The following is a 21,845-nucleotide window of genomic DNA, read 5'->3' as shown; positions in this document are numbered from 1 at the left end:
GCCTCAGCGCCCGGCGCTGGCCATCGCCCGTTTCTCGCGTCGGCGCTGCACCGAAGAGGGGATATTCATGCCTTCCCGGTACTTGGCGACCGTACGTCTTGCAATGTCGACGCCACTTTCGCGCAACATGTCGACGATCGCGTCGTCGGAAAGCACGTCGACGGGTTTTTCCTCGTCGATCAACTGCTTGATGCGGTCACGCACGGCTTCCGAGGAATGCGCATCGCCGCCGCCCGACGCGGCGATCGAGGCGGTGAAGAAGTAGCGAAGCTCGAACACGCCGCGCGGCGTCAGCATATATTTGTTGGCTGTGACCCGGCTGACCGTCGATTCGTGCATGCCGATGGCGTCGGCCACCGTGCGCAGATTGAGCGGCTTCAGCTGGCGCACGCCATGGACGAGGAAGGCATCCTGCTGGCGAACGATTTCCGAGGCGACCTTGAGGATGGTCTTTGCCCGCTGGTCGAGGCTGCGCGTCAGCCAGTTTGCATTCTGCAGGCATTCGGCCAGAAAATCCTTTTCCGCCTGGTTCTTGGCCTGCGGTGAGACCTGGGCGAAATAGATATGGTCGACCAAAACCCGCGGCAGCGTTTCGGCATTGAGTTCGACCGTCCAACTGCCGTCATTGGCCGCGCGCACCTCGACATCGGCGACGATCGCGTCGCTGGCGCCGCCCGAAAACGCCATGCCCGGTCGGGGATCGAGCGCCCGGATCTCCGCCAGCATGTCGAGCAGATCCTCCTCGTCGACACCGCATATCCGTTTCAATGCATGAAAGTCACGTCGTGCCAGGAGTTCGAGATTGGCGACCAACGCCTTCATCGCCGGATCGAGCCGGTTGCGCACCGCAAGTTGCAGCGACAGGCATTCGGCTAGGTCGCGGGCAAACAGGCCAGCCGGCTCGAAGGTCTGACACACCGCCAGCACCTTCGCCACGGCAGCGGCATCCGCACCGAGACGAGCGGCGATCTCGGCCAGGTCGGCACGCAGATAGCCGGTCTCGTCAAGGCCGTCGGCGAGTTCGGCGGCGATCAGCCGTGCAGCCGGATCGGCGAAGGCTAGCGCCACCTGCTCACCGACATGGTCGCGCAGCGTGATCGCAGCAGTCGCCATATCGCCCGCATCAAACCACTCGGATGAGGAACCCGCGCCATTGCCCGAAGCCGATTTCCATTGTGCCGTCAGGTCGGGGCCGAGCCGCTCGCTGGTGCCCGGGTCGTCGGGGAACAGGTTTTCCAGCGACGTGTCGAGCTTGTCCGAGATCGCCTCGGCGCTCCACTGCGTCTCGTTTTCGAACCAGTCGCCTTCGGCGGTGGCTTGCGGCTCCGGCTCGATCTTCTGCGCCTGGTCGCTGGCGGCATCGTCCTGCGGCTCGGCGCGCTCCAGCAGCGGATTGCGCTCGATTTCATCGTCGATGAAATGCTCAAGCTCGACATGGGTGAACTGCAGCAGCCGAATCGACTGCATCAGCTGCGGCGTCATCACCAGCGACTGCGATTGTCGTAGCTGTAGTTTGGCCGCCAACGCCATGGTTCGGTTTCAAACGCCTCGTCTACGCATCCCGACTACCGGGCAAGAATTTTGCAGCCGGCCATAAAAACTGGCCCGGCTTTTGCTTGTCAAGGCAATTGGTAGCAAAACGCGCTTACCGGAGCGTTATCCCGGAGCAAAATCGAGAAAAAAACGCCACGCGAACCGCAAAAATCGTGTCAGGAAACAAATTTCACGCTCAGAGCAATTCCAGGAAAAGTGAGAGACGGCTTTCCCGGGAAAAGCGCATGGCGCTCCCTCGCGAATTGCGTCAAGACGAAAAGACGGAGCGGATTGGCGTTTTCCGTGAAACGACGAACCGTTCAGAGCGTGAAACCCTCGCCGAGGTAAAGTCGCCGCACATCGGGGTTTGCCACCACCTCGTCGGCCCTTCCATGGGTCAGCACCTGGCCGGCATGGATGATGTAGGCGCGGTCGATGAGGCCGAGCGTTTCGCGCACATTGTGATCGGTGATGAGGACGCCGATGCCGCGCGCCGTCAGGTGGCGCACCAGTTGCTGGATATCCGCGACGGCGATCGGATCGATGCCTGCGAAAGGCTCGTCGAGCAGCATGTAGGCCGGACGTGTCGCCAGCGCTCGCGCGATTTCCAGGCGTCGCCGCTCGCCGCCCGAAAGCGACATGGATGGCGCCTTGCGCAGATGGCTGATGTGGAACTCCTCGAGCAGTTCGTCGAGATTGCGCTCGCGCACCTTGCGGTCCTTTTCGACCACTTCCAGCACCGCGCGGATATTCTGCTCGACATTGAGGCCGCGGAAGATCGAAGCTTCCTGCGGCAGATAGCCGATGCCGAGGCGTGCGCGACGGTACATCGGCATCGACGTGACATCGAAGCCGTCGATCTCGATCGTGCCTTCATCCACCGGCACGAGGCCGGTAACCATGTAGAAACAGGTCGTCTTGCCGGCGCCGTTGGGGCCGAGCAGCCCAACGGCTTCGCCAGCGCGCACGCCGATGGTGACGCCGCTGACGACCTTGCGGCCCTTGTAGCTCTTGGTCAGCCCCTTGGCGATCAGGGTTCCCTTGAACTTTCCCGCATCGACGGTCACCGTGGCCGGCGCCGAAAGCTTGCCGGCGGCCCGCCCCGGAAGACGCGCCGTCAGCGACGACAGGCTGGCCATCAGGGGTTCGTCGCTCCCGATTTCGGCGGCGGGGTGATCGACATCTGGACGCGTTGCCCAGCGCATGGATCCACCTGAGCCAGCCCGCTTTTCATCTGCACGGTAAGCTTGCAGCCCACCAGAACGTTGTCGTTTTGCGACAGAACGACCTTTTTGCCCGAAAGCACCAGCACCTGGCTCTTCATATCGAAGCTGCCTTGATCGCCTGTCGCGACCTGCGCATCCGACTTGATGTAAACCTTGTCGGAGATCTCCAGGTGATCGATGTTGGCCGAGCCCGTCATCGCCGCACCCGCGGCCTCCGTGCCCTTGGCAGCGGCGTTGGGGTCCTTGACGTAGTAGACCGTCATCTTGCCGGCCTTCATCAATGTCGGCCCCTGGACGACGCTGACATTGCCCGTGAAGATGGCGACACTGTCGGCCTGGCGGACTTCCAGCTTGTCGCTCTCGATCTGGATGGGCTTGTCGCCGGACAGTTTGAGGCCTGATTGACTGGTCGTCTGCGCCCATGACGGCACGAGTCCGAGCAGCAGCAACGCTGAAGTTGCAGCCGCGAGCCGCGTCGAACTACTGAGCCGCATTGGTCTCTCCGCTGTTTCCCTGTGCCGCCTTCAAGGCGGTGGAATCGATGTTGACGCGCACTTTGTTCTCGAAAACCAGAACCTTGCCATTGTCCTGGACCGACATCGTATCCGCTGTGATCCGCGACCCGCCACGGCTGACATCGACGGGATCTCCCGTCTTCATAGTGCCTTTGCCCATGTCGAGGAAGACCGATTTGAACTTGGCCTGCATGCCGTCGGTCGTGGTGATCGTCACGTCGCTGGTCAGGTTCATCGTATTGCCGTCGCGATCGTAGGTGCCGTGCGAGGCCTTGACCGCCGCCACATTGTCGGGCGCGATCGGCACCTTGGCGTCGATGCCTTCCAGCTCGATGATGCCTTGCGTGCTGACATCCTGAATGGCACGCAGCGCCGTCATCGAATAAGGCTGCTTCTGCTTGGTGAAACCGTTGAGCTTGGGATTGGCCATCACCAGCTTGCCGTTGGAAAAGGCAGTGCCTTCCGCCTGAACCTTCACGGCGACGGGTGCGGCGAGATAGGAATAGACCGGGAAAGCGACCGCTATCAGTGCCGCGGCCACCGGCACGGCAAATTTGAGAACGCGCACGCGGCGCGAATGACGCTGTGCACGGTCGAAAGCGTCGCCGCGCGTCCGGCCGTCCGCCGGGGGAGCCAACACCGCCTCGGCGTTGGTCGGTTCAATCGGTCGCGCTAACATTCACTGCTTTCTTTAACCCTGCCCACCCTTGAGCACCGCCTATAGGTGGGACGCCGGCGCTTTCAAGCAAGCACAAGCGCACGAAAACTGCAAAAATGTGACAGCCGCCTTTGTACAGACGAAAACGAGGTCCGCACAACTGCGTGTTCTCCATAGCAGAAACAGACACGCGGCGTAAAATTTATCCGCCGTCGGTCTCGTCGCCGACCTGGGGCGATTGCACAAACATGTGAGCAGACCAATACTTGTAGAGCGCCCAGCCCGGGCCGGTCGACTGTCGACGGAGATGGCCACCTCACGTCCAGGTGCTGACTTGTCTCGCCATACGCAAAAGAGAACTGCTTCCAGATGGGCGGATCATGGTCTAAAAGCGTCTCCTCCCGCCGACTGAAAGGCTGACCATGGCACTGAGAGCCGACGACCTGATCGACCGCCGCCGTTTGCGGCGCAAGCTGACATTCTGGCGCGTCGTCGCCATAGGCATCGTAGCCCTTGGGGTGATTGCGCTTTCAACCTGGTTCTATGGCGACGATTTCGGTGGCTCGACGGTCGACCATATTGCCAAGGTCAAGATCGAAGGCACGATCACCGAGGACGAGGAACTGATCAAGCGGCTGGAAACCATCCGTCTTTCATCGAAGGTGAAAGGCGTGATCCTGTCGATCGATTCGCCTGGCGGCACCACCGTCGGTGGTGAATCGATCTATGAAGAAGTGCGCAAGCTGGCCGCCGACAAGCCGGTGGTGGCGGAAGTCGGCACGCTCGCCGCATCGGCCGGCTATATGATCGCCAGTGCCGCCGATCACATCGTTGCCCGCAAGACCTCGATCGTCGGCTCGATCGGCGTGCTGATCCAGTATCCCGACGTCAGCGGCCTGATGGACAAACTCGGCGTCAAGCTGGAGGAGGTGAAATCCTCGCCGCTGAAAGCCGCACCCTCTCCCTTCAAGCCGACCAATGACGACGAGCGTGCCATGGTTCGCAAACTCATCCTCGACAGTTATAACTGGTTCGTCGACATCGTCGCCGAACGCCGCAAGATGACCCGCGAACAAGCGCTGGCGCTTGCCGACGGCTCGATATTCACCGGGCGCCAGGGCGTTGCCAACGGGCTGATCGACGCCGTCGGCGGCGAGGCGGTAGCGGTCGACTGGCTGGCGACCAAGGGCGTCGATGCCAAGCTCAAGGTCGTCGAGTGGAAGGATACCGAACAGCGCGGCGGCTTCCTGTTCTCGAAAGCGATGGCGCAAACCATCGGCAGTGCGCTCGGCCTGCCCGCCTACAGCGGCGACGTCATCCATGAACTCGGAGCCGACCGCTTGTTTCTTGACGGTCTCGTTTCCGTCTGGCACCCTTGAGACGCCGTTTGGGGCAAGTGAAAAAAGCAAATAAAATCATCCTCATAATTTTGACCGCACTGCTTTCACGGGGACCCGTCTCATGATCAAGTCCGAACTTGTGCAGATTATTGCCACGCGCAATCCGCATCTTTTCCTGCGCGACGTCGAAAACATCGTCGGCGCCATCTTCGATGAAATCACCGACGCCCTTGCCGAAGGCAACCGGGTCGAGTTGCGAGGCTTCGGCGCTTTTTCGGTGAAGAATCGTCCCGCCCGCACCGGTCGCAATCCGCGCACCGGCGAATCCGTCGAGGTCGAGGAGAAATGGGTGCCGTTCTTCAAGACCGGCAAGGAACTGCGTGAAAGGCTGAACGGCGGCAAGTAGGCGCGACGTCAGCGCCTGACGGCCTTTCGGACAGGCCAGCTTCCGACGGAAAACATCATGTTCAATCGCTTCATGCTCATCGCGATCTTCGTGCCCCTGGCGATCATCCTGATCGCACTCGCCGTTGCCAACCGCGAACTGGTCGCCTTCACGCTCGATCCGTTCAACCCCGGCAATCCGAAGCTGACCCTGACTTTGCCGCTGTTCATCTTCCTGTTCCTGGCACTCGCCATCGGCATGATCATCGGCAGCCTGGCAACCTGGGTCAAGCAGGGCCGCTATCGCAAGCTGGCGCGCCAGCGCGGCGTCGAAGCCGAGAACCTGCGCCAGGCGGTCAGCCGTGCGCCGGCGGTACCGCAAAGCCAGGCCCCAGGCTCCGCCCAAGGGTCCGCCCAAGGGTCCGCATTGCCGAAGCCGACCGCTTGAGCCGCCCGTCGGCGGTTTTGTCCCCATGGAGTTTTTCATGCTGACCATTTCGGCCGCAGAGGTCGACCATGCGCTGAGCTTTGCCGGGCTGGTCGAGACGCTGCGCACGGCGTTTCGCGACGGTGCGGTGCAGCCGGTCAGGCATCATCATACGATCGAGCGGCCAGATGGTGCCGCCTCCACACTGCTTTTGATGCCGGCCTGGACCGATCTCAACGCGGCGGGCACATCGACCGGCGGTCACGTCGGCGTCAAGATCGTCACCGTGTCCCCCGACAACAACGCCATCGGCAAGCCGGCGGTGATGGGACTCTACCTTCTGCTTAACGGCGCCACCGGCGAACCTGAAGCCTTGATCGACGGCCAGCGGCTGACACAGTGGCGGACCGCCTGCGCTTCGGCGCTCGCGGCCTCCTATCTCGCCCGCGACGATGCCTCGCGGCTGCTGGTGGTCGGCGCCGGCGCGCTGTCGCCCTTCCTCGCCAAGGCGCACTCGGCCGTACGGCCGATCAAGACCATCCGCATCTGGAACCGCACCCCGGCCAATGCCGAGAAAGTCGCCGCCGACCTGCGCGCCGAGGGTTTTGCAGCCAGCGCGGCGAGCGATCTCGATGCCGAGCTTGGGCAGGCCGACATCGTCTCCTCGGCGACGATCACGACGACGCCGCTGATCAAGGGCGCATTGTTGCGGCCGGGAACCCATGTCGACCTGGTCGGAGGCTTTACGCCGACGATGCGCGAGAGCGACGACGACGCGATCAGGCTTGCCCGCGTCTATGTCGACACCCGCGCCGGCGCCACCAAGGAAGCCGGCGACATCGTCCAACCGCTGGCCTCCGGCGTGCTGAAGCCGGAAACCATCGTCGCCGATCTGCACGAATTAGCGCGCGGCCAGAAGAAGGGTCGCGGGAGCGCTGGGGAGATCACGCTGTTCAAGTCGGTCGGCGCGGCGCTCGAGGATCTTGCCGCCGGCATTGCCGTCTACAAGGCGCTCACGGCCTAGTTCGCCGGTACAGCCATTTTGGCGCTCATCGCGTCGGCGATCACACGAAAATCGTGATCCCCGATTTCGAAAAGGCCAAAGCGAAGCTGATAACCCCAGTTCGACTTGGCCATGGTGAAGTCCAGCCTGTCGAGCAGCGGCTTGATCGGCGCTTCCTCGGCCTTGGCCCACGCCACATCGCGGCGGAAGGGCGTGAAGCCGGCGCCCATATCGCCCTGATAGGGCTCGCCTTCCCGCACGATGCCGATCGCGGTGAAGGCCCGCAGGCCATCTTTCTCGCCCAAAACAGTGTTCGGCGAGTAGTAGACGATGCCATCGCCTGGCTTGACGCGACGCAGCGGTGCCGCCTTGCCGTGGTTGACCTGCATGAAGCCGGCTGCGCGACCCCGCCGGACATGTTCGGCCGATGCCACCGCGATCCAGTACGCGCTCATTTCTGGTCACCATTGGCCTGTTCGCCATCGGACAGCCAATAGACGCGCAGGCGATGATTGTCGGGATCGAGCGCGACAAAAGTACGGCCGAAATCCATGTCGGTTGGCGTCTGCAGAATTGTCAGCCCGCGCCCGGACCAGTCGGCATGGGTGGCATCGACCGCATCGGGCGTATCCAGCGCAAAGACGATTTCGGCGCCACCGCCTGACATGGCGGCTGCCGGCTCCACCGTATGGCGCGACCACAGGCCGAACTTGAAGCCGGCATCGAGCACGAACAGCACGAAGGTCGGCGAACTTTCAACCGGCTCACGGCCGAGCAGCGCGCTGTAGAAGGCGCCGCTCTCAAGCGGCTGGTCGACATAGAGGATGACGAAATTCGGGATGGCCATATCTGCTCTCCAAGGTTCGGTGCTTCGACTTGGCGACCATAAGATGGGCTACTGTCAGATTATGGCAGCAGTCATCTCGAACCACGCGGCTTGTCGAGCGTTGCCCGCCATTCCTTGAGCAGCGCCTGGCGACGACGCGGATAGCGCGTGTCCGTTGCTTGGAGTTCGGCGATGCGATCGGCGCGAAAATGCCGGAAATCGTGCCGCATCTCGCACCACGCCACCACCACCCGCACCTTGTCGAAGAAGCCCAGCGCAAATGGCCACACGACACGCTCGGACGCAGCGCCGCCGGGGGCGCGGTAAAGAAAGCCGAGCTTGCGCTCGTTGCGGATGGCTTGCCGTACGAGGCCAAGGTCGATGGTCTCGATGGCCGTGGCGGGAGGGCCGACCAGCAGTGTGCTCGCGTCGAGATCCTCGCGCAGATCGTCCGGCAGGACCGCCGCGATCTTGGCCAACGCGTTGGCCGCGGCGGCAGAGAGACGCTGGTCGGGCTGCTTGGCGACCCAGCGCGAGCCGAGCACGATGGCTTCGATCTCCTGGTCGCTGAACATCAGCGGCGGCAGCATGAAGCCGGGCTTGAGCACATAACCGACACCCGCCTCGCCCTCGATCGGCGCGCCCTGGCCCTGCAGCGTCGCGATATCGCGGTAGAGCGTGCGGATCGAAACGCCCATCTCGTCGGCGAGCATGTGCCCGCTCACCGGCCGGCGATGCCGGCGCAAGCACTGTATGAGGTCGAGTAGGCGTTCGGAGCGGGACATCCGCTAGATTTGCCTGTTTCCTTGACATTGGTCCACCACGGCCAACCTGAACCGGAGAGGCCGACCTGTCGGAGTTGGTTGCGAAGCCGGTTGCCCTATGTCAAAAGCGGCCACGCCGTTCGGAGTTGCCCCCGCTTGAAGTCTTTTCGCGACAAACGCCGCGACAACCGTCCACATCCATCCGCGAAGGGTGCGGCGGACGTGTCACGTCCGCGTCCCGGCCAGGCTCCTGCCAGACCGGAAGCACCACCGCGCGAGCGCCATGAGTCGAAGACGGAAAGTCGTTCCGAACCGAACTCGGCCCCGCGCATCCTGGCCCGCCGCGAAGGCGCCCTGCCCACCGAACATCTTCCCGTGATCCTGGAAGTGGCGCCCAATGCCGATTATGCGCTGCTCGACAGCGGCACCGGCCAAAAGCTCGAACAATATGGCCCCTACCGTATCGTGCGGCCCGAGGGCCAGGCGATCTGGCAAAAGGCCTTGCCGACAAAGGAATGGGAGCGCGCCGACGCCGTCTTCACCGGCGACACGGACGAGGAGGGTATCGGCCGCTGGCGTTTTCCCAAGCTGCCGCTCGGCGAGACCTGGCCGATGAAGCATGACGGCATCGACTATCTCGGCCGTTTCACCTCGTTTCGTCATGTCGGCGTCTTTCCCGAGCAGGCCTCCCATTGGGATCACATGGCCGGGCTGATCGCGGCGGCGAAGCGGCCGGTCAAGGTGCTGAACCTGTTCGGCTATACCGGTCTCGCCTCATTGGTGGCGGCTCGCGCCGGCGCCGAGGTCACCCATGTCGATGCCTCGAAGAAAGCGATCGGCTGGGCCCGTGAAAACCAGGAGATGGCCGGCCTCGGCAGCAAGCCGATCCGCTGGATCGTCGACGACGCGGTCAAATTCGCCGAGCGCGAGGAGCGCCGCGGCAGCCGCTACGACATCATCCTGTTCGACCCGCCGGCCTATGGCCGTGGCCCCAAGGGCGAGGTCTGGCAATTGTTCGAGGACCTGCCCGATTTGACCGATCTCTGCCGGGCGATCCTGACGCCGAAGCCGCTTGCCGTGGTGCTGACCGCCTATTCGATCCGCGCCTCCTTCTTCGCCATCCACGCCCTGATGCGCGATACCTTTGCCGGCATGGGCGGCAAGATTGAATCGGGTGAGCTGATCATCCGTGAAAAGTCCGCCGGCCGGGCGCTCTCGACTTCATTGTTTTCGCGTTGGGTGGCTGAATGAACGAGCGGCATGCAGGCGCACCTGGCCAGGTGAAGGAGGTCACCAGCCTCGCCAATCCGCTGGTCAAGGACATCAAGGCGCTCGCTCAGAAGAAATTCCGCGACCAGCAGAACGCCTTCATGGCCGAAGGGTTGAAGCTGGTTATCGATGCGCTCGATCTCGGCTGGCAGATCAGGACATTGGTTTTCGCCAAGGCCGGGCGTGGCAACGCGGCGGTGGAGAAGGTGGCCGCACGCACGGTTGCCGCCGGCGGCATGGTGCTCGAAGTGTCGGAAAAGGTGCTGGTGGCCATCACCCGTCGCGACAATCCCCAAATGGTGGTGGGCGTCTTTTCCCAAAAATTCCTCGCCTTGAAGGATGTCCGCGCCGACAATGGCGACGTCTGGGTGGCGCTCGACCGGGTGCGCGATCCCGGCAATCTCGGCACCGTCATCCGCACCGTCGATGCCGTCGGCGCCAAAGGCGTCATCCTGGTCGGCGATACCACTGATCCGTTCTCCGTGGAAACGGTGCGCGCCACCATGGGTTCGATCTTTGCCGTGCCGGTGGCCAAGGCGACAACCGAGGCTTTCCTTGCCTGGCGAGGCGGCTTCTCAGGGCTCGTCGCTGGCACCCACCTGAAAGGCGCCGTCGACTACCGCTCGGTCGATTTTTCACGCGGGCCCGTGCTGCTGATGATGGGCAACGAGCAGCAGGGACTGCCCGAAAGCCTGGCTGCGAGCTGCGACAGGCTGCTCAGGATTCCGCAAGCCGGTCGTGCCGATTCGCTCAATCTGGCCGTTGCCACCGGCATCATGCTGTTCGAGATTCGGCGCGGCGCGCTCAAGCTCGAGCCAATCCTGGACCAGCAATGAAGGTTGCCCGCCCGTGAGATCATGGTCTCCCTACGCACTGCTCGTCGTCGCGGCCATCGCGCTCGACCAGTGGATAAAATACCTGGTCGAGGCCGATCTGCCTTTTCAGGAGAAGGTTGATCTGCTGCCCTTCCTGGCGCTGTTCCGCACCTACAACACCGGCATCGCCTTCTCGATGTTCTCGTCCTTCGGCGACACCGGGTTGATCGTCATCTCGCTTGTCGTCGTTGCCTTCGTGCTGTTTCTGGCGACGCGGATCGCGCCGTCCCAGATCCTTGCCCGCACCGGCTTTGCGCTGATCGTCGGTGGCGCTCTGGGCAATCTGATCGACCGCGCCGTCTACGGCCACGTCATCGACTACATCCTGTTCCACACGCCGGTGTGGTCCTTCGCCGTCTTCAACCTTGCCGACGCCTTCATTTCGGTGGGCGCGGCACTGGTCGTCTTCGACGAGCTGTTCGGCTGGGGACGCGAACCCAAAGCCAGGCCTTCCAAGGATTGACCCCGTGCGGCCATCGCCGCACAGTTCATGTCGCCAAACAAGATCTCGGAGAAAGACATGTCCGAAACCTTCAAAGCCATCCTCGTTTCGCGTGACGCCGAGAAAAAGCAGTCGGTCAACGTAACCGATCTCACCGAGGCCGACCTGATGGAAGGCGATGTCACCGTCGCGATCGAGGCAACGACGGTGAACTACAAGGATGGCCTGGCGATCACGGGCAAGGCGCCGGTGATCCGCCACTGGCCGCTGGTGCCGGGCATCGATTTCGCCGGCACCGTCGTCTCGTCCTCGCATCCCGACTGGCGCACCGGAGACAAGGTCATTCTGAACGGCTGGGGCGTCGGCGAAACCCATTTCGGCGCCTATGCAGGCCGTGCCCGCGTCAAGGGCGACTGGCTGGTGCCGCTGCCGCAAGGCATCAGCCCGCATGACGCGATGGCCGTCGGCACCGCAGGCTACACCGCCATGCTCTGCGTCATGGCCCTGGAACGGCACGGCATCCTGCCCGATCGCGGCCCGGTGGTGGTGACGGGGGCGGCCGGCGGCGTCGGCTCGGTAGCGGTCTCGATCCTGTCCAGCCTCGGCTACCATGTCATTGCTTCCACCGGCCGCAATGCCGAAAGCCCCTTTCTGATCGACCTTGGCGCCGCCGAAGTGATATCGCGCGACGAGCTTGCCCAGCCGGCCAAGCCGCTGGCCAAGGAGCGCTGGGCCGGCGGCATCGACGCAGTCGGTAGCCACACGCTGGCCAATGTGCTGTCGATGACCTCCTATGGCGGTGCGGTCGCCGCCTGCGGCCTGGCCGGCGGCATGGACCTGCCGACCAGCGTCGCGCCCTTCATCCTGCGCGGCGTCTCATTGCTCGGCATCGATTCAGTGATGGCGCCGAAAGCAGTCCGCCTCGAGGCATGGCGCCGCATCGGCACCGACCTCGATCTGCGGAAGCTCACCAGCCTGTCCAGCACCATCGGATTCGACGGCATCGTCGATGCCGCGCGCGACATCGTCGACGGCAAGATCCGCGGCCGCGTCGTCGTGGATATGTGACTCCGCCCAACTGCCGGAAGGGATGGAATCGCCAGATCTGGTGGCAAACCCGCCGCGCCTCGGCAAAAAGCGCTCATCCGCTAAAATTCGAACGATCCGCCGCAATTTTCCATAATCTCTGTCTGGCAAGGATTTCGCATGATCGCGGAATCCGGCAGCCAACAGGCGGACACTGGCGACGACGTCGATGCGGTGCCCCCGCCGGCGTCGACGCGGCGCTTTGTCGCCGCGCCGCCGCTGGTGCCCGAGCCGGAATTCTCCAGGCGCGAAAGCCTGCCCTTTCTGACATTCGTCGCCATCGTGTTGGTGGCCGGGCTGGCGCATCTGACCGGGGCACCGATCTTCATCAGCGTAGCATTGCTGGCAACCGGCCTTGCCGGCCTTGCCTTGCATCTGCGCGCCAGGCGGAGCGAACATCGCACCTCCGCCCTTCTTGACGAAACCACTGCCCGCAGCCGCGCCGAGATCGAGACGCTGGCCGACCGCATGTGGGAGATGCAGGAGAGCGACGAGCGCTTTCGCGGCCTGATCGACGCGCTTGGCGATCTCGTCATCCATCGCGACCGCGACGGCTACATCGTCTATGCCAACAAGGTCTTCGCCGATCTCGTCGAGGTCGACCAGCGCGACCTTGCCGGCAAGACCCTGGCAGAACTGGGCATCGAGGTCGGCATGGTTCCCGATGCCGCCTTTTCCGACCATGAGTGTCTGAGTTCCACCGATGTCTCCATCAGCACGCCGAGCGGGCAGCGCTGGTTCTCTTGGATCGAACTGTCGGTGCGCGACAAGGACAGCGGCGCCGTTTCACACCGCGCCATCGCCCGCGACATCACCGCCCGCAAACGCGCCGAATCGTCGCTGATCACCGCACGCGAACGGGCCGAATATGCCAGCCAGGCCAAATCGCGCTTCCTCGCCACCGTCAGCCATGAAATCCGCACCCCGATGAACGGCATCATGGGCATGGCCAGGTTGCTCGCCGACACCAGCCTGTCGCCGGAGCAGCAGACCTATGTCGGCGCCGTCTCGACCTCGGCCAGCGCATTGCTTGCCTTGATCGAGGATCTTCTCGACTATTCCAAGATCGAAGCCGGGCGTTTCGACCCCGAGCCGCAGCCGATGTCGGTGCGCGAGATCGCCGACAACATCATCGAATTGCTGGCAGCGCGCGCCTTCGCCAAGGATATCGGACTGGGTTGCCATGTCGAACCCGACGTGCCGCAATTGATCACCGCCGATCCGGGCAAGGTCAGGCAGGTGCTTCTCAACCTCATCGGCAACGCCATCAAGTTCACCGACAGCGGCGGCGTGCTGGTGAGCATAGCACGCGCACGCACCGAAACCAGCGACCGCATATGCTTCACCATCGCCGATACCGGTCCGGGCCTGCGTGACGCCGACCTGGAGCGCATTTTCGAGGAATTCGAGCAGGCCGACGGCACGTCGACACGCACCCATGGCGGGGCCGGCCTCGGCCTTGCCATCTCCAGGCGCCTGGTGGCCGCCATGGGCGGCACGATCTCGGTATCCAGCCGGCTCGGCCAGGGATCCGAATTCGTCTTCGAAATCCCTGCGACAGCTGCCACCGAAGCGCCGCAGGGCCACCAGAATGCTCTCTCGGGCAGACGCGCGGTGATCCTGTCGAAGAACGCCGTCGAGGCCGACGCCATCGCCCGCACCATCCGCGCCAATGGCGGAGCGGTCGACATCGCCACCACTGCAGCACAGGCCGCGCCTTTCGCCGCCGGCTGCGATGCGATCCTGGTCGATGCAGCGATGGAAGAAGGCGACGGAAGGCTGCTCAAGCGCCTGCGCCAGAGCGGTTTCTCCGACTGTGAGGCGATCACGCTGATCGCGCCGACCGATCGCGGCATGCTTGGCGAGTTCCGTGCCAGCGGCTACGCAACCTTCCTGGCCAGGCCGGTGCGTGGCGGAACACTTCTGCGTGTTCTGCTGAGCAGCCATGCTCCGAGCCTCGGCCCGCCGCCGCCGGAAAAGCGCGGCGCACCGTCGCTGCGGGCCGTCGGCAACCGCCAGCGCGGCCTGTCAGTGCTGATCGCCGAGGACAATGACATCAACGCCATGCTGGCCCGCGCCACGCTGCTGAAGGCCGGGCATCGCGTCAAGGTGGTCGGCAACGGCAAGGCCGCCGTCGAGGCTGTCACCGGCGCCGCGCACAAGGACCGCTTCGACGTGGTCTTGATGGATCTGCACATGCCGGTCATGGACGGGCTGGACGCGATCGCCGCCATCCGCCGCCATGAGGAAGAAAGTGCCGTGCGGCCGGTGCCGATCATGGTGCTGTCGGCCGACAGCCAGGAAAAGACCCGTCATGCGGTGTTGGCCCATGGCGCCAGCGGCTTTGTCACCAAACCGCTCGACCCCGAAGCGCTGGTCAATGCCGTCGAGGGGCAGGTCGTCGCGGCCTGAGCTTTCCACCGCCATTCGGCACAGGCGATCACTTAAACGTAGCCGGTTGATCGTATTCGCCAGCCGACGAAGTATTGCCCATGACGTCGTATCACGGTACTGTCACAATCCTGTTGCACCTACACCGTATCCCCGTGCCAAGAGGGATGGCTCGAAGGAGAATCACTCGTGCATACAGTTATGCCGGAATGTGACACTCGGCCGAACGCCAGCAGCGCCTTGCTTGCCGGACGTAACGTCGATTCCGTCATAAAGGGCGCTGCGCTGGGCCGTATAGGCAATCTTGAAGTGCGGCTCGCTCGCAACGAGGCCGAGATCGCGGCCGCGCAGGAAGTGCGCTACCGGGTGTTCTACGACGAACTTGGCGCCAGGAAGGACCTGTTCCAGGCCCATGACCGCCGGGACGCCGATCGGTTCGATCCGCTCTGCGACCATCTGCTGGTTTTGGACACCACGCTTTCCGGTCCCGAACATCGCCGCATCGTCGGCACATATCGGCTGCTGCGGCAAGAAATCGCGGCCACGGCCGGTGGCTTCTATTCCGAAGGTGAATTCGAGCTGACCAAGCTCATCGCCCGCCACCCCGGCCAGCGTTTCCTTGAACTCGGCCGCTCCTGCGTTTTGCCGGAATACCGCTCGAAGCGCACCATCGAGGCGTTGTGGCAAGGCATCTGGGCTTACATCAATCATTACGAAATCGGTGTGATGACCGGCTGCGCGTCCTTTCACGGCACCGTGCCGGCGGCGCATGCCGAAGCGCTCACCTATCTCGCCCACCACTGCCGGACGAATTCGGCCTGGGACGTGCGCGCGGTGTCCGGGCGCTATTGCTCGATGGATCTGATGCCGATCGAGGCCGTCAATGCCAAGGCGGCGATCGCCGCGATGCCGCCTTTGGTCAAGGGCTATCTGCGCGTCGGTGCCCGTATCGGCGATGGTTGCGTCATCGATCGCGAATTCTCGACGGTCGATGTATTCGTCGTGATGCCGGTCAAGGAGATCGGCGCACGCTACGTCAACTATTATGGCGGCGAAGCCCAGCGCTTCGCTGCGTGACGCTGGCGAATAGCGAATAGCGAATAGCGGGAGCTATCTCGCTCAACCCCTATTCGCTACTCGCTATTCGCTATTCGCTTCCTTTCACAAAATATCCTCCGGCCGCCTGCCGGGTCGGCTCTTGTAGGACGGAAACGACCAGCCGAATTTGAGCGCACCACCGCGCACGAGGAACGCCGCCGCAAAGCCGGCAAGGTTCGAGGCGAGCGGCGGCAGTCCGGCAAGATCGCCAAGCGTGTAAAGCCCGGCACCTGCAAGGGCCGCCGTGACGTAGATTTCGGGCCTGAGCAGCACCGATGGCTCGCCGGCCAGGAGATCGCGCAAAATGCCGCCGAAAGTGGCGGTGAGCACGCCGGTGATGACGGACACGACCGGCGAGCCGGTAATCGCAAGCCCCTTGGCCGCGCCCATCACCGAAAAGGCGGCGAGCCCGATGGCGTCGAGCCAGAGCAGCCACTTCCAGCGCGATTCGACACGATGCGCGCTGAAGAAGACCAGCACCGCAACCGCGGCGCAGACCAGCACATAGCCGGAGTTGGCGACCCAGAAAACCGGCAGGTTGAGGATAACGTCGCGAAGCGTGCCACCGCCTATCCCGGTGACGCTGGCCAGGAACAGGAAGCCGATGATGTCGAGCTGCTTACGCGAAGCCGCCAGCGCCCCGGTCGCCGCGAAGACGGCGACACCGGCATAGTCGAGAAGCGCGATGGCATTCATGCAGACCAGGGGAGTAAGGGAAGAGGAGAATAGGAGAGTATGTTTATCACAAAGCCGCACCGTTGGTACGCTCCCTTACTCCCTTACTCCCTTACTGCCCTAACTACGCATCCTTCTCAGCCTGCTCGTTCACCGGCCCCGGCTCAACCGGTGCTTCAGCGGCGGCGAACTTCGGACCACCCTTGGCGACGCCGACCATGGCCGGGCGCAGCACGCGGTCGCCGATCGAATACCCCGGCTGCACGACCTGGACCACGGTGTTGGCCGGGACATCCGGATTGGGCACTTCGAACATCGCCTGGTGGAAATTGGGATCGAACTTCTCGCCTTCAGGCGCGAGCTTCTTGACCCCATGCCGTTCCAGCGCCGACAGCATGGCGCGCTCGGTGAGGTCGACGCCTTCGATCAGCGCCTTGAAGCCGGCGTCACCCGATGCCTTGGCCTCGGCGGGAATCGCATCCAGCGCGCGGCGCAGATTGTCCGACACCGACAACATGTCGCGGGCGAAATTCGCGACCGCGTAGGTGCGCGCATCGTGCACATCGCGCGCCGTGCGGCGACGCAGGTTTTCCATCTCCGCCGCCACGCGCAGCGCGCGGTCCTTCAGCTCTTCATTTTCCTTCAGCAGCCGCACAAGGGCTTCATAGTCGCCGTCGGTGCTGCCTTCCGTGCGCTCGGCTGCGGGCTCGGTCGCCTCGACTTCATCGGGCGCGCGTTCGTCTTTTGCCTGGTCGCTCATCGCCGTTTCCCGTCAATCTCGAATGATGTGGATTTTGTGCCCGATATCGATGTTTGGCGGCCAAAAATCAAGGGGTAAGCGACTATGGAAGCCGCCGGCCAAGGCCGGGCAATGACAGGCAAGACATTTCGACTTTAATTCAAATTTTACCTTAACCGCGGGCTTTGCTTGCCATACAGGCATGATGGGGGAACCATTCTCTTGCTGCAGGAGTTTCGAAGCCGACACAGGATTTTGAGATGATGACCCGCAACATGGGCGAAAAGGCAGAGGGGCTGGCCATCGAGATCAGGCGCCAGTTCGGCGCCGAGGCGGTGACCCGCTTTCTGCGCACCTTGCCGGCCTTCCGCACCGAGGCCGACATCCCCGATCGGTTCAGAGAACTGCTCGACCGCCTCGATGGGGCGGAGCGCGGTGACATCGGCTGGCGCCGGCCGTAACGCAACAATCGATCTTGGCAGCAAACCTCCTATCGGCAATAGCCGGGGAGAGCCGAACCATCTAAGGATAGATGTGTTGTGGTTCAATGGAGGACGTAAATGCGCAAGGTTTCGATCACCTCATCGCTGATAGCGTTTGTCGGCCTCGGCGCCATCACCTTGGCGGCCTTTCCGGCACAAGCAGACAATCTTCAGCTGCAATTGGGCAAACATGGCCCGCGGCTGAAGCTCATGGAAGATTGCGACCCCGCCTACGACGATTGCGAAGGCCCCCGTCGCGACGATCGGCGCGACCGCCGTCAACGAGGCTGCACGGAAGACCGGGCTCTCGACAAGGCAGACCGAATGGGCATCCGCCGCGCAAGGATAGAGTCCGTCGGCCGCCGGGAGATCACGGTCCGCGGCAGACAGGGCGGCGACCGCGTGCGCGTGACTTTTGGCACCGAGCGCGGCTGCCCTATCCTCGATCGCGAATAGCGATCGACCAGCGGAAAACCGACGCTCAGAGCCATCAGCAGGTCGATTTGGCGGGTTGGCAGGCTCGATCGCCAAGCCACGCGACAATTACGCACAGTAATTTTGCGTGATGTTGCCTTGCGGCGGCGAGGCACCCCGCCTATGCTTCCTGATGAACATGATTTCCCCTGAGGCGGTCGCCAACAGCAAGCGCGCCTGGTTGAAGATTCTCGCCCGCTACAAGAAGCCTGACAGGCGGCGCAGCGCCGTCGAGCTCGCCATCACCCTCATTCCATTCGCCATACTCTGGGGGCTGTCTTCGGCGGCTTATGCCTATGGCCATTGGTGGGGACTGGTCCTCATCCTCCCCGCGGCCGGGTTTCTGGTGCGCATCTTCATGATCCAGCACGATTGCGGCCACGGCTCCTTCTTCGCCAATCGTTACGCGGACGACTGGATTGGCCGCGCGCTCGGCATCCTGACGCTGACGCCCTACGATTGCTGGCGGCGCGCCCACGCGACGCACCACGCCAGCGCCGGCAATCTTGACGAACGCGGCATGGGCGACATCCGGACGCTGACCGTTGCGGAATACCGGCAGATGTCGTGGCGGGGCCGCCTCGCCTATCGTCTCTATCGCCATCCGCTGGTGATGTTCGGGCTCGGTCCGATCTGGCTTTTCATCTTCGAGCAGAGGCTACCCGTCGGCATGATGCGCGGCGGCCTGACCCCTTGGGTGTCGTCGATGACCACCAACCTTGGCATCGCGGTCGCAGCAGCCGTCCTTATCTGGTTCGTCGGCCCGGGCGCTTTCCTGGTGGTTCACCTGCCGATCGTCATCCTCGCCGGTTCGGCCGGCATCTGGCTGTTCTACGTCCAGCACCAGTTCGAGGAAACAGAATGGGCGAAGGATGCCGACTGGGAATTCCAGCACGCCGCCTTGCACGGATCGTCGTATTACGACCTTCCGCCGGTGCTGAACTGGCTCACCGGCAACATCGGTGTCCATCACGTCCATCACCTCTCGGCCAAGGTGCCGTGCTACCGGTTGCAGGAAGTGCTGCGGGATTATCCCGAGTTGCGCGACATAGGCCGGGTTACGCTGCTCGAAAGCCTGCGCTGCGTCAAACTGGCATTGTGGGACGAAAACCGCCGCAAGCTGGTGTCGTTCCGCGAGGCACGGGCGGCGGCTTAAGCAATTCCAGGAGAAATGTGAACGGTTTTCCAGGGAAAACGCGTAGCGTTTTCCCTGGGCAATTGCGTCACAACAAAAAGACCGCCGCGCCATGGGCGCCGCGGCCTGGAGCTCCGATCAGGCAGCCCTGATCATGTCGGCGGCCTTTTCGGCGATCATGATGGTTGGGGCATTGGTGTTGCCACCAATCAGTGTCGGCATCACCGAGGCGTCCACGACACGCAAGGCTTCAAGCCCGCGCACCTTGAGTTGCGGATCGACCACCGCCATCTCGTCGACCCCCATCCGACAGGAGCCGACCGGGTGATAGACCGTGTCGGCGCGGGTACGGATATGGGTCATCAGATCGGCATCGCTCGGCTCGCCGGCGATGTGCATTTCCTTGTGCCGGTAGCGCGTCAGCGCCGGCGAAGCCAGCACCTGCCGGGTGATCCTCACGCCTTTCAGCAGCAGTTCCGCATCGCGCTGGTCGCCGAGAAAGCGCGGATCGATGCGTGGCGCGGCAAGTGGATCGGCGCTGGCCAGCCCAACCTCGCCACGCGAGTGCGGCCGCAATATGCAGACATGACAGGAGAAGCCGAAACCGTAGTGCAGCGTGCGCGCATGGTTTTCGACCAAGCCGATGACGAATTGCAGCTGCAGGTCAGGGCGCTCAAGCGCCGGGTCGGATTTGACGAAAGCGCCGCTCTCGGCCGACGGCGAGGCGATCAGGCCGGTCCCATCCCGCCGCCACTGCGCGATGTGCCTGAGGAAACCCCACGCGCCGCGCGGGCTCATACCGAGCATATCGGTGTCCTTCGATCTCCAGCCGACGATAAAATCGAGGTGGTCCTGCAGGTTCTTGCCAACGCCCGGCAATTCGTGGACGACGGGAACGCCGTGCACGGCAAGTTCGGCCGCCGGGCCGATACCCGACAGCAACAGAAGCTGCGGCGAACCGAAGGCACCGCCACAGAGGATCACCTCGCGCGACGCCTGTGCCACGGCCTCGCCTTTGCGTGTCCGGTAGCGGATACCGGTGGCGCGCTTGCCGTCAAGGACGATGCCTGTGGCGTGCGCCCGCGTGATCACAGTCAGATTGGTCCGCTGCATCACCGGATGGAGATAGGCGGCGGCAGTCGAACAGCGCTCGCCATTACGGGCGCCACCGGCAAACTGGGTCACCTGGAAATAGCCGGCGCCCTCTTGTTCCGGTCCGTTGAAATCATCCGAGGCGCGAATCTGGTTTTCGGCACAAGCCTCTATGAAGGCCTTGGCGATCGGCCTCGGCGAGCGCTGGTTCGACACTTTCAGCGGGCCGTCCCCGCCATGCAAGGCATCGGTGCCGCGCTCATTGCACTCGGCGCGCCGGAAATAGGGCAGAACCTCATCCCACGACCAGCCCTCGCAGCCCAGATTTGCCCATTCGTCATAGTCGCTGCGATGGCCCCTGACATAGAGCATTGCATTGATGGCGCTGGAGCCGCCCAGCGCCTTGCCGCGCGGCTGGTAGCCCTTGCGGCCGCCAAGACCTTGCTGCGGCACGGTTTCGAAGGCCCAGTTGTTTATCCTGGGCCGGCCGGAAAGCATGCCGATAATGCCAGCCGGAGCACGGATCAGCATATCCCTGCCCCCGCCGCCAGCTTCGATCAGGCAGACCGTTTTCGAGGGATCTTCCGAAAGCCGTGCGGCAAGCGCACAGCCGGCGGACCCACCGCCGGCTATGACATAGTCGTAACGCATGAAGACCCCTCCCCGATCGTCCACGGATTTTCCATCCGGATGATCAAGAGAAGGCCTGAACACGGCTGATGTAAAGACGCGCGGAATTACCGCAACGTCAGCTGCTGCGAACGCGCCGCCAGGAGTATTTCGGGCCTTTTGGTTCCGGCACGGCGGCTGGCTGGTAGTAGAGCCCCAATCCGCCGGTGCGGCCCTCCTCCAGGCGCTTCAACAGCACCGCATTGGAAATCTCGAACTCGTCGAAGCCTAGCCGCAGCATATGCGGCAGTTGGTCCACCAGCACCTGGCCCGTGGCGCGAACGGCACCTTCGAAATGGTAGCGGCCGCGCAGCAGTTCTCCCTTGGAGAAGGAGCGGCCGTCGCTGAAGGCCGGGAAGGCCAATGCCACCAGCGACAGCTGGTCGAGCAGCTCGGCAATCTTCTCGAGCTGATCACCCGGCTGCAGCAGGACGCCGAGCCGTTCCTTGGCCGAGCGGCGCACCTCCGGATCCAGATCGAGGAAGACTTGCAACGGCAGGATGAAGCGGCCGTTGCCGGACAGCGCATCGGCGCTTTCGCCATGCGTCCACTCATCCTCGTGAAAACCCGCAGGGGTCCAGAGTCGGGTCTCCGGTGTCGTCGGTCCAGTCATCAAAAAGTTCCTAAATAGTCAAACGAACCAAGGATGTGTTGAGATTCAGGTCAGGCTGAGTCGAAAATGGCGGCTTCCGAGAACCGGAGCGGAGCGTACTTGAAGTACGTGAGCACCGGAAGCGCAGGA

At 63.3% G+C, this 21,845-nt stretch carries 24 protein-coding genes; 13 read left to right on the top strand and 11 right to left on the bottom strand.

Annotated elements, in window-relative coordinates; genetic code table 11:
- Window positions 1-3 precede the first annotated feature (3 nt).
- The 4 genes from rpoN to lptC form a co-directional block, all read right to left on the bottom strand.
- Window positions 4-1,530 (bottom strand): RNA polymerase factor sigma-54, encoded by a 1,527-nt coding sequence (gene rpoN / locus AC0L2U_RS13760; protein WP_473602040.1) that lies wholly within the window; start codon window positions 1,528-1,530, stop codon window positions 4-6.
- A gap of 323 nt (window positions 1,531-1,853) precedes the next feature.
- Window positions 1,854-2,672: an LPS export ABC transporter ATP-binding protein gene (gene lptB / locus AC0L2U_RS13755; RefSeq protein WP_013529586.1), complete on the bottom strand. Its 819-nt coding sequence runs from the start codon at window positions 2,670-2,672 to the stop codon at window positions 1,854-1,856.
- Complete coding sequence (locus AC0L2U_RS13750; RefSeq protein WP_023812537.1) at window positions 2,672-3,253, bottom strand: LptA/OstA family protein; 582 nt, start codon at window positions 3,251-3,253, stop codon at window positions 2,672-2,674. The genes lptB and AC0L2U_RS13750 overlap by 1 nt, the downstream gene beginning before the upstream one ends.
- A complete protein-coding gene (gene lptC / locus AC0L2U_RS13745; protein WP_127269996.1) occupies window positions 3,240-3,953 on the bottom strand; it encodes an LPS export ABC transporter periplasmic protein LptC in 714 nt (237 codons plus the stop codon). The genes AC0L2U_RS13750 and lptC overlap by 14 nt, the downstream gene beginning before the upstream one ends.
- Before the next feature lie 401 nt (window positions 3,954-4,354).
- Here lptC and sppA point away from each other — a divergent pair, with 401 nt between their 5' ends.
- The 4 genes from sppA (at window position 4,355) to lhpI (ending at window position 7,107) form a co-directional block, all read left to right on the top strand.
- Window positions 4,355-5,311 carry a signal peptide peptidase SppA gene (gene sppA, locus AC0L2U_RS13740; protein WP_127269998.1) on the top strand — a complete coding sequence of 319 codons (957 nt, stop codon included), beginning with the start codon at window positions 4,355-4,357 and terminating at the stop codon, window positions 5,309-5,311.
- An 82-nt stretch (window positions 5,312-5,393) separates the two neighbouring features.
- Window positions 5,394-5,678: an integration host factor subunit beta gene (locus AC0L2U_RS13735; RefSeq protein WP_006200394.1), complete on the top strand. Its 285-nt coding sequence runs from the start codon at window positions 5,394-5,396 to the stop codon at window positions 5,676-5,678.
- 57 nt (window positions 5,679-5,735) lie between these two features.
- A complete protein-coding gene (locus AC0L2U_RS13730) occupies window positions 5,736-6,104 on the top strand; it encodes a LapA family protein (protein WP_127809315.1) in 369 nt (122 codons plus the stop codon).
- 37 nt (window positions 6,105-6,141) lie between these two features.
- A complete protein-coding gene (gene lhpI, locus AC0L2U_RS13725; RefSeq protein ID WP_473602039.1) occupies window positions 6,142-7,107 on the top strand; it encodes a bifunctional Delta(1)-pyrroline-2-carboxylate/Delta(1)-piperideine-2-carboxylate reductase in 966 nt (321 codons plus the stop codon).
- On the opposite strand, the gene AC0L2U_RS13720 is transcribed toward lhpI, so the two are convergent.
- The 3 genes from AC0L2U_RS13720 to AC0L2U_RS13710 form a co-directional block, all read right to left on the bottom strand.
- Window positions 7,104-7,541: an EVE domain-containing protein gene (locus tag AC0L2U_RS13720; protein ID WP_127271652.1), complete on the bottom strand. Its 438-nt coding sequence runs from the start codon at window positions 7,539-7,541 to the stop codon at window positions 7,104-7,106. The genes lhpI and AC0L2U_RS13720 overlap by 4 nt on opposite strands.
- The gene (locus AC0L2U_RS13715) at window positions 7,538-7,933 is read right to left on the bottom strand and encodes a VOC family protein (protein ID WP_127809313.1); all 396 of its coding nucleotides are present in this window, start codon (window positions 7,931-7,933) and stop codon (window positions 7,538-7,540) included. The genes AC0L2U_RS13720 and AC0L2U_RS13715 overlap by 4 nt, the downstream gene beginning before the upstream one ends.
- 71 nt (window positions 7,934-8,004) lie before the next feature.
- Window positions 8,005-8,697, bottom strand: a complete 693-nt coding sequence (locus AC0L2U_RS13710; RefSeq protein WP_473602038.1) for a helix-turn-helix transcriptional regulator — start codon at window positions 8,695-8,697, stop codon at window positions 8,005-8,007.
- A gap of 135 nt (window positions 8,698-8,832) precedes the next feature.
- Here AC0L2U_RS13710 and AC0L2U_RS13705 point away from each other — a divergent pair, with 135 nt between their 5' ends.
- The 6 genes from AC0L2U_RS13705 to olsB all read left to right on the top strand — a co-directional run bounded on the left by AC0L2U_RS13705 (window position 8,833) and on the right by olsB (window position 15,816).
- Window positions 8,833-9,927, top strand: coding sequence for an RsmD family RNA methyltransferase (locus AC0L2U_RS13705; protein WP_292139361.1), 1,095 nt, complete (start codon window positions 8,833-8,835; stop codon window positions 9,925-9,927).
- The gene (locus AC0L2U_RS13700; RefSeq protein ID WP_013529576.1) at window positions 9,924-10,781 is read left to right on the top strand and encodes a TrmH family RNA methyltransferase; all 858 of its coding nucleotides are present in this window, start codon (window positions 9,924-9,926) and stop codon (window positions 10,779-10,781) included. The genes AC0L2U_RS13705 and AC0L2U_RS13700 overlap by 4 nt, the downstream gene beginning before the upstream one ends.
- A gap of 13 nt (window positions 10,782-10,794) precedes the next feature.
- A complete protein-coding gene (gene lspA, locus AC0L2U_RS13695) occupies window positions 10,795-11,283 on the top strand; it encodes a signal peptidase II (RefSeq protein WP_127269341.1) in 489 nt (162 codons plus the stop codon).
- 57 nt (window positions 11,284-11,340) lie between these two features.
- A complete protein-coding gene (gene acuI / locus AC0L2U_RS13690) occupies window positions 11,341-12,330 on the top strand; it encodes an acrylyl-CoA reductase (NADPH) (protein ID WP_128288033.1) in 990 nt (329 codons plus the stop codon).
- A 138-nt stretch (window positions 12,331-12,468) separates the two neighbouring features.
- A complete protein-coding gene (locus tag AC0L2U_RS13685) occupies window positions 12,469-14,760 on the top strand; it encodes a hybrid sensor histidine kinase/response regulator (protein WP_473602036.1) in 2,292 nt (763 codons plus the stop codon).
- A gap of 180 nt (window positions 14,761-14,940) precedes the next feature.
- The gene (gene olsB, locus AC0L2U_RS13680; protein ID WP_023812526.1) at window positions 14,941-15,816 is read left to right on the top strand and encodes a l-ornithine N(alpha)-acyltransferase; all 876 of its coding nucleotides are present in this window, start codon (window positions 14,941-14,943) and stop codon (window positions 15,814-15,816) included.
- 84 nt (window positions 15,817-15,900) lie between these two features.
- Here the strand turns inward: olsB and AC0L2U_RS13675 are convergent, their stop codons facing one another.
- Together AC0L2U_RS13675 and grpE are read right to left on the bottom strand one after the other, a co-directional pair.
- Window positions 15,901-16,533, bottom strand: a complete 633-nt coding sequence (locus tag AC0L2U_RS13675; protein ID WP_127319279.1) for a trimeric intracellular cation channel family protein — start codon at window positions 16,531-16,533, stop codon at window positions 15,901-15,903.
- 103 nt (window positions 16,534-16,636) lie between these two features.
- Window positions 16,637-17,272, bottom strand: a complete 636-nt coding sequence (gene grpE / locus AC0L2U_RS13670; protein ID WP_027161324.1) for a nucleotide exchange factor GrpE — start codon at window positions 17,270-17,272, stop codon at window positions 16,637-16,639.
- Window positions 17,273-17,511: 239 nt separating this feature from the next.
- On the opposite strand from grpE, the gene AC0L2U_RS13665 reads away from it, so the two are divergent.
- The 3 genes from AC0L2U_RS13665 to AC0L2U_RS13655 all read left to right on the top strand — a co-directional run bounded on the left by AC0L2U_RS13665 (window position 17,512) and on the right by AC0L2U_RS13655 (window position 19,363).
- The gene (locus AC0L2U_RS13665; protein WP_127319283.1) at window positions 17,512-17,712 is read left to right on the top strand and encodes a hypothetical protein; all 201 of its coding nucleotides are present in this window, start codon (window positions 17,512-17,514) and stop codon (window positions 17,710-17,712) included.
- A 99-nt stretch (window positions 17,713-17,811) separates the two neighbouring features.
- Window positions 17,812-18,189 carry a hypothetical protein gene (locus AC0L2U_RS13660; protein WP_127269664.1) on the top strand — a complete coding sequence of 126 codons (378 nt, stop codon included), beginning with the start codon at window positions 17,812-17,814 and terminating at the stop codon, window positions 18,187-18,189.
- 151 nt (window positions 18,190-18,340) lie between these two features.
- Entirely contained in the window at window positions 18,341-19,363 is a 1,023-nt protein-coding gene (locus tag AC0L2U_RS13655; RefSeq protein ID WP_127273297.1) for a fatty acid desaturase, read from the top strand.
- Window positions 19,364-19,480: 117 nt separating this feature from the next.
- Here AC0L2U_RS13655 and AC0L2U_RS13650 read toward each other — a convergent pair whose 3' ends face one another.
- Together AC0L2U_RS13650 and AC0L2U_RS13645 are read right to left on the bottom strand one after the other, a co-directional pair.
- Entirely contained in the window at window positions 19,481-21,085 is a 1,605-nt protein-coding gene (locus tag AC0L2U_RS13650) for a GMC family oxidoreductase (RefSeq protein WP_128288035.1), read from the bottom strand.
- Window positions 21,086-21,182: 97 nt separating this feature from the next.
- Complete coding sequence (locus tag AC0L2U_RS13645; protein WP_128288036.1) at window positions 21,183-21,716, bottom strand: DUF934 domain-containing protein; 534 nt, start codon at window positions 21,714-21,716, stop codon at window positions 21,183-21,185.
- Window positions 21,717-21,845 lie beyond the last annotated feature (129 nt).

The organism is Mesorhizobium sp. WSM4808, from assembly GCF_055811675.1.
The sequence above is the reverse complement of the archived record's forward strand: the minus strand, read 5'-3'. Positions and strand labels throughout refer to the sequence as shown.

Bases quoted from the DNA above. Each gene is read 5' to 3' on its own strand.
- lhpI (WP_473602039.1), top strand. From the start codon at position 6,142: ATGCTGACCATTTCGGCCGCAGAGGTCGACCATGCGCTGAGCTTTGCC.
- AC0L2U_RS13660 (WP_127269664.1), top strand. From the start codon at position 17,812: ATGCGCAAGGTTTCGATCACCTCATCGCTGATAGCGTTTGTCGGCCTC.
- AC0L2U_RS13730 (WP_127809315.1), top strand. From the start codon at position 5,736: ATGTTCAATCGCTTCATGCTCATCGCGATCTTCGTGCCCCTGGCGATC.
- AC0L2U_RS13685 (WP_473602036.1), top strand. From the start codon at position 12,469: ATGATCGCGGAATCCGGCAGCCAACAGGCGGACACTGGCGACGACGTC.
- AC0L2U_RS13665 (WP_127319283.1), top strand. From the start codon at position 17,512: ATGATGACCCGCAACATGGGCGAAAAGGCAGAGGGGCTGGCCATCGAG.
- AC0L2U_RS13655 (WP_127273297.1), top strand. From the start codon at position 18,341: ATGAACATGATTTCCCCTGAGGCGGTCGCCAACAGCAAGCGCGCCTGG.
- acuI (WP_128288033.1), top strand. From the start codon at position 11,341: ATGTCCGAAACCTTCAAAGCCATCCTCGTTTCGCGTGACGCCGAGAAA.
- olsB (WP_023812526.1), top strand. From the start codon at position 14,941: ATGCCGGAATGTGACACTCGGCCGAACGCCAGCAGCGCCTTGCTTGCC.
- grpE (WP_027161324.1), bottom strand. From the start codon at position 17,272: ATGAGCGACCAGGCAAAAGACGAACGCGCGCCCGATGAAGTCGAGGCG.
- AC0L2U_RS13715 (WP_127809313.1), bottom strand. From the start codon at position 7,933: ATGGCCATCCCGAATTTCGTCATCCTCTATGTCGACCAGCCGCTTGAG.
- lptC (WP_127269996.1), bottom strand. From the start codon at position 3,953: ATGTTAGCGCGACCGATTGAACCGACCAACGCCGAGGCGGTGTTGGCT.
- AC0L2U_RS13735 (WP_006200394.1), top strand. From the start codon at position 5,394: ATGATCAAGTCCGAACTTGTGCAGATTATTGCCACGCGCAATCCGCAT.
- sppA (WP_127269998.1), top strand. From the start codon at position 4,355: ATGGCACTGAGAGCCGACGACCTGATCGACCGCCGCCGTTTGCGGCGC.
- rpoN (WP_473602040.1), bottom strand. From the start codon at position 1,530: ATGGCGTTGGCGGCCAAACTACAGCTACGACAATCGCAGTCGCTGGTG.
- AC0L2U_RS13710 (WP_473602038.1), bottom strand. From the start codon at position 8,697: ATGTCCCGCTCCGAACGCCTACTCGACCTCATACAGTGCTTGCGCCGG.
- AC0L2U_RS13645 (WP_128288036.1), bottom strand. From the start codon at position 21,716: ATGACTGGACCGACGACACCGGAGACCCGACTCTGGACCCCTGCGGGT.
- AC0L2U_RS13720 (WP_127271652.1), bottom strand. From the start codon at position 7,541: ATGAGCGCGTACTGGATCGCGGTGGCATCGGCCGAACATGTCCGGCGG.
- lptB (WP_013529586.1), bottom strand. From the start codon at position 2,672: ATGGCCAGCCTGTCGTCGCTGACGGCGCGTCTTCCGGGGCGGGCCGCC.
- AC0L2U_RS13650 (WP_128288035.1), bottom strand. From the start codon at position 21,085: ATGCGTTACGACTATGTCATAGCCGGCGGTGGGTCCGCCGGCTGTGCG.
- AC0L2U_RS13750 (WP_023812537.1), bottom strand. From the start codon at position 3,253: ATGCGGCTCAGTAGTTCGACGCGGCTCGCGGCTGCAACTTCAGCGTTG.
- AC0L2U_RS13675 (WP_127319279.1), bottom strand. From the start codon at position 16,533: ATGAATGCCATCGCGCTTCTCGACTATGCCGGTGTCGCCGTCTTCGCG.
- AC0L2U_RS13700 (WP_013529576.1), top strand. From the start codon at position 9,924: ATGAACGAGCGGCATGCAGGCGCACCTGGCCAGGTGAAGGAGGTCACC.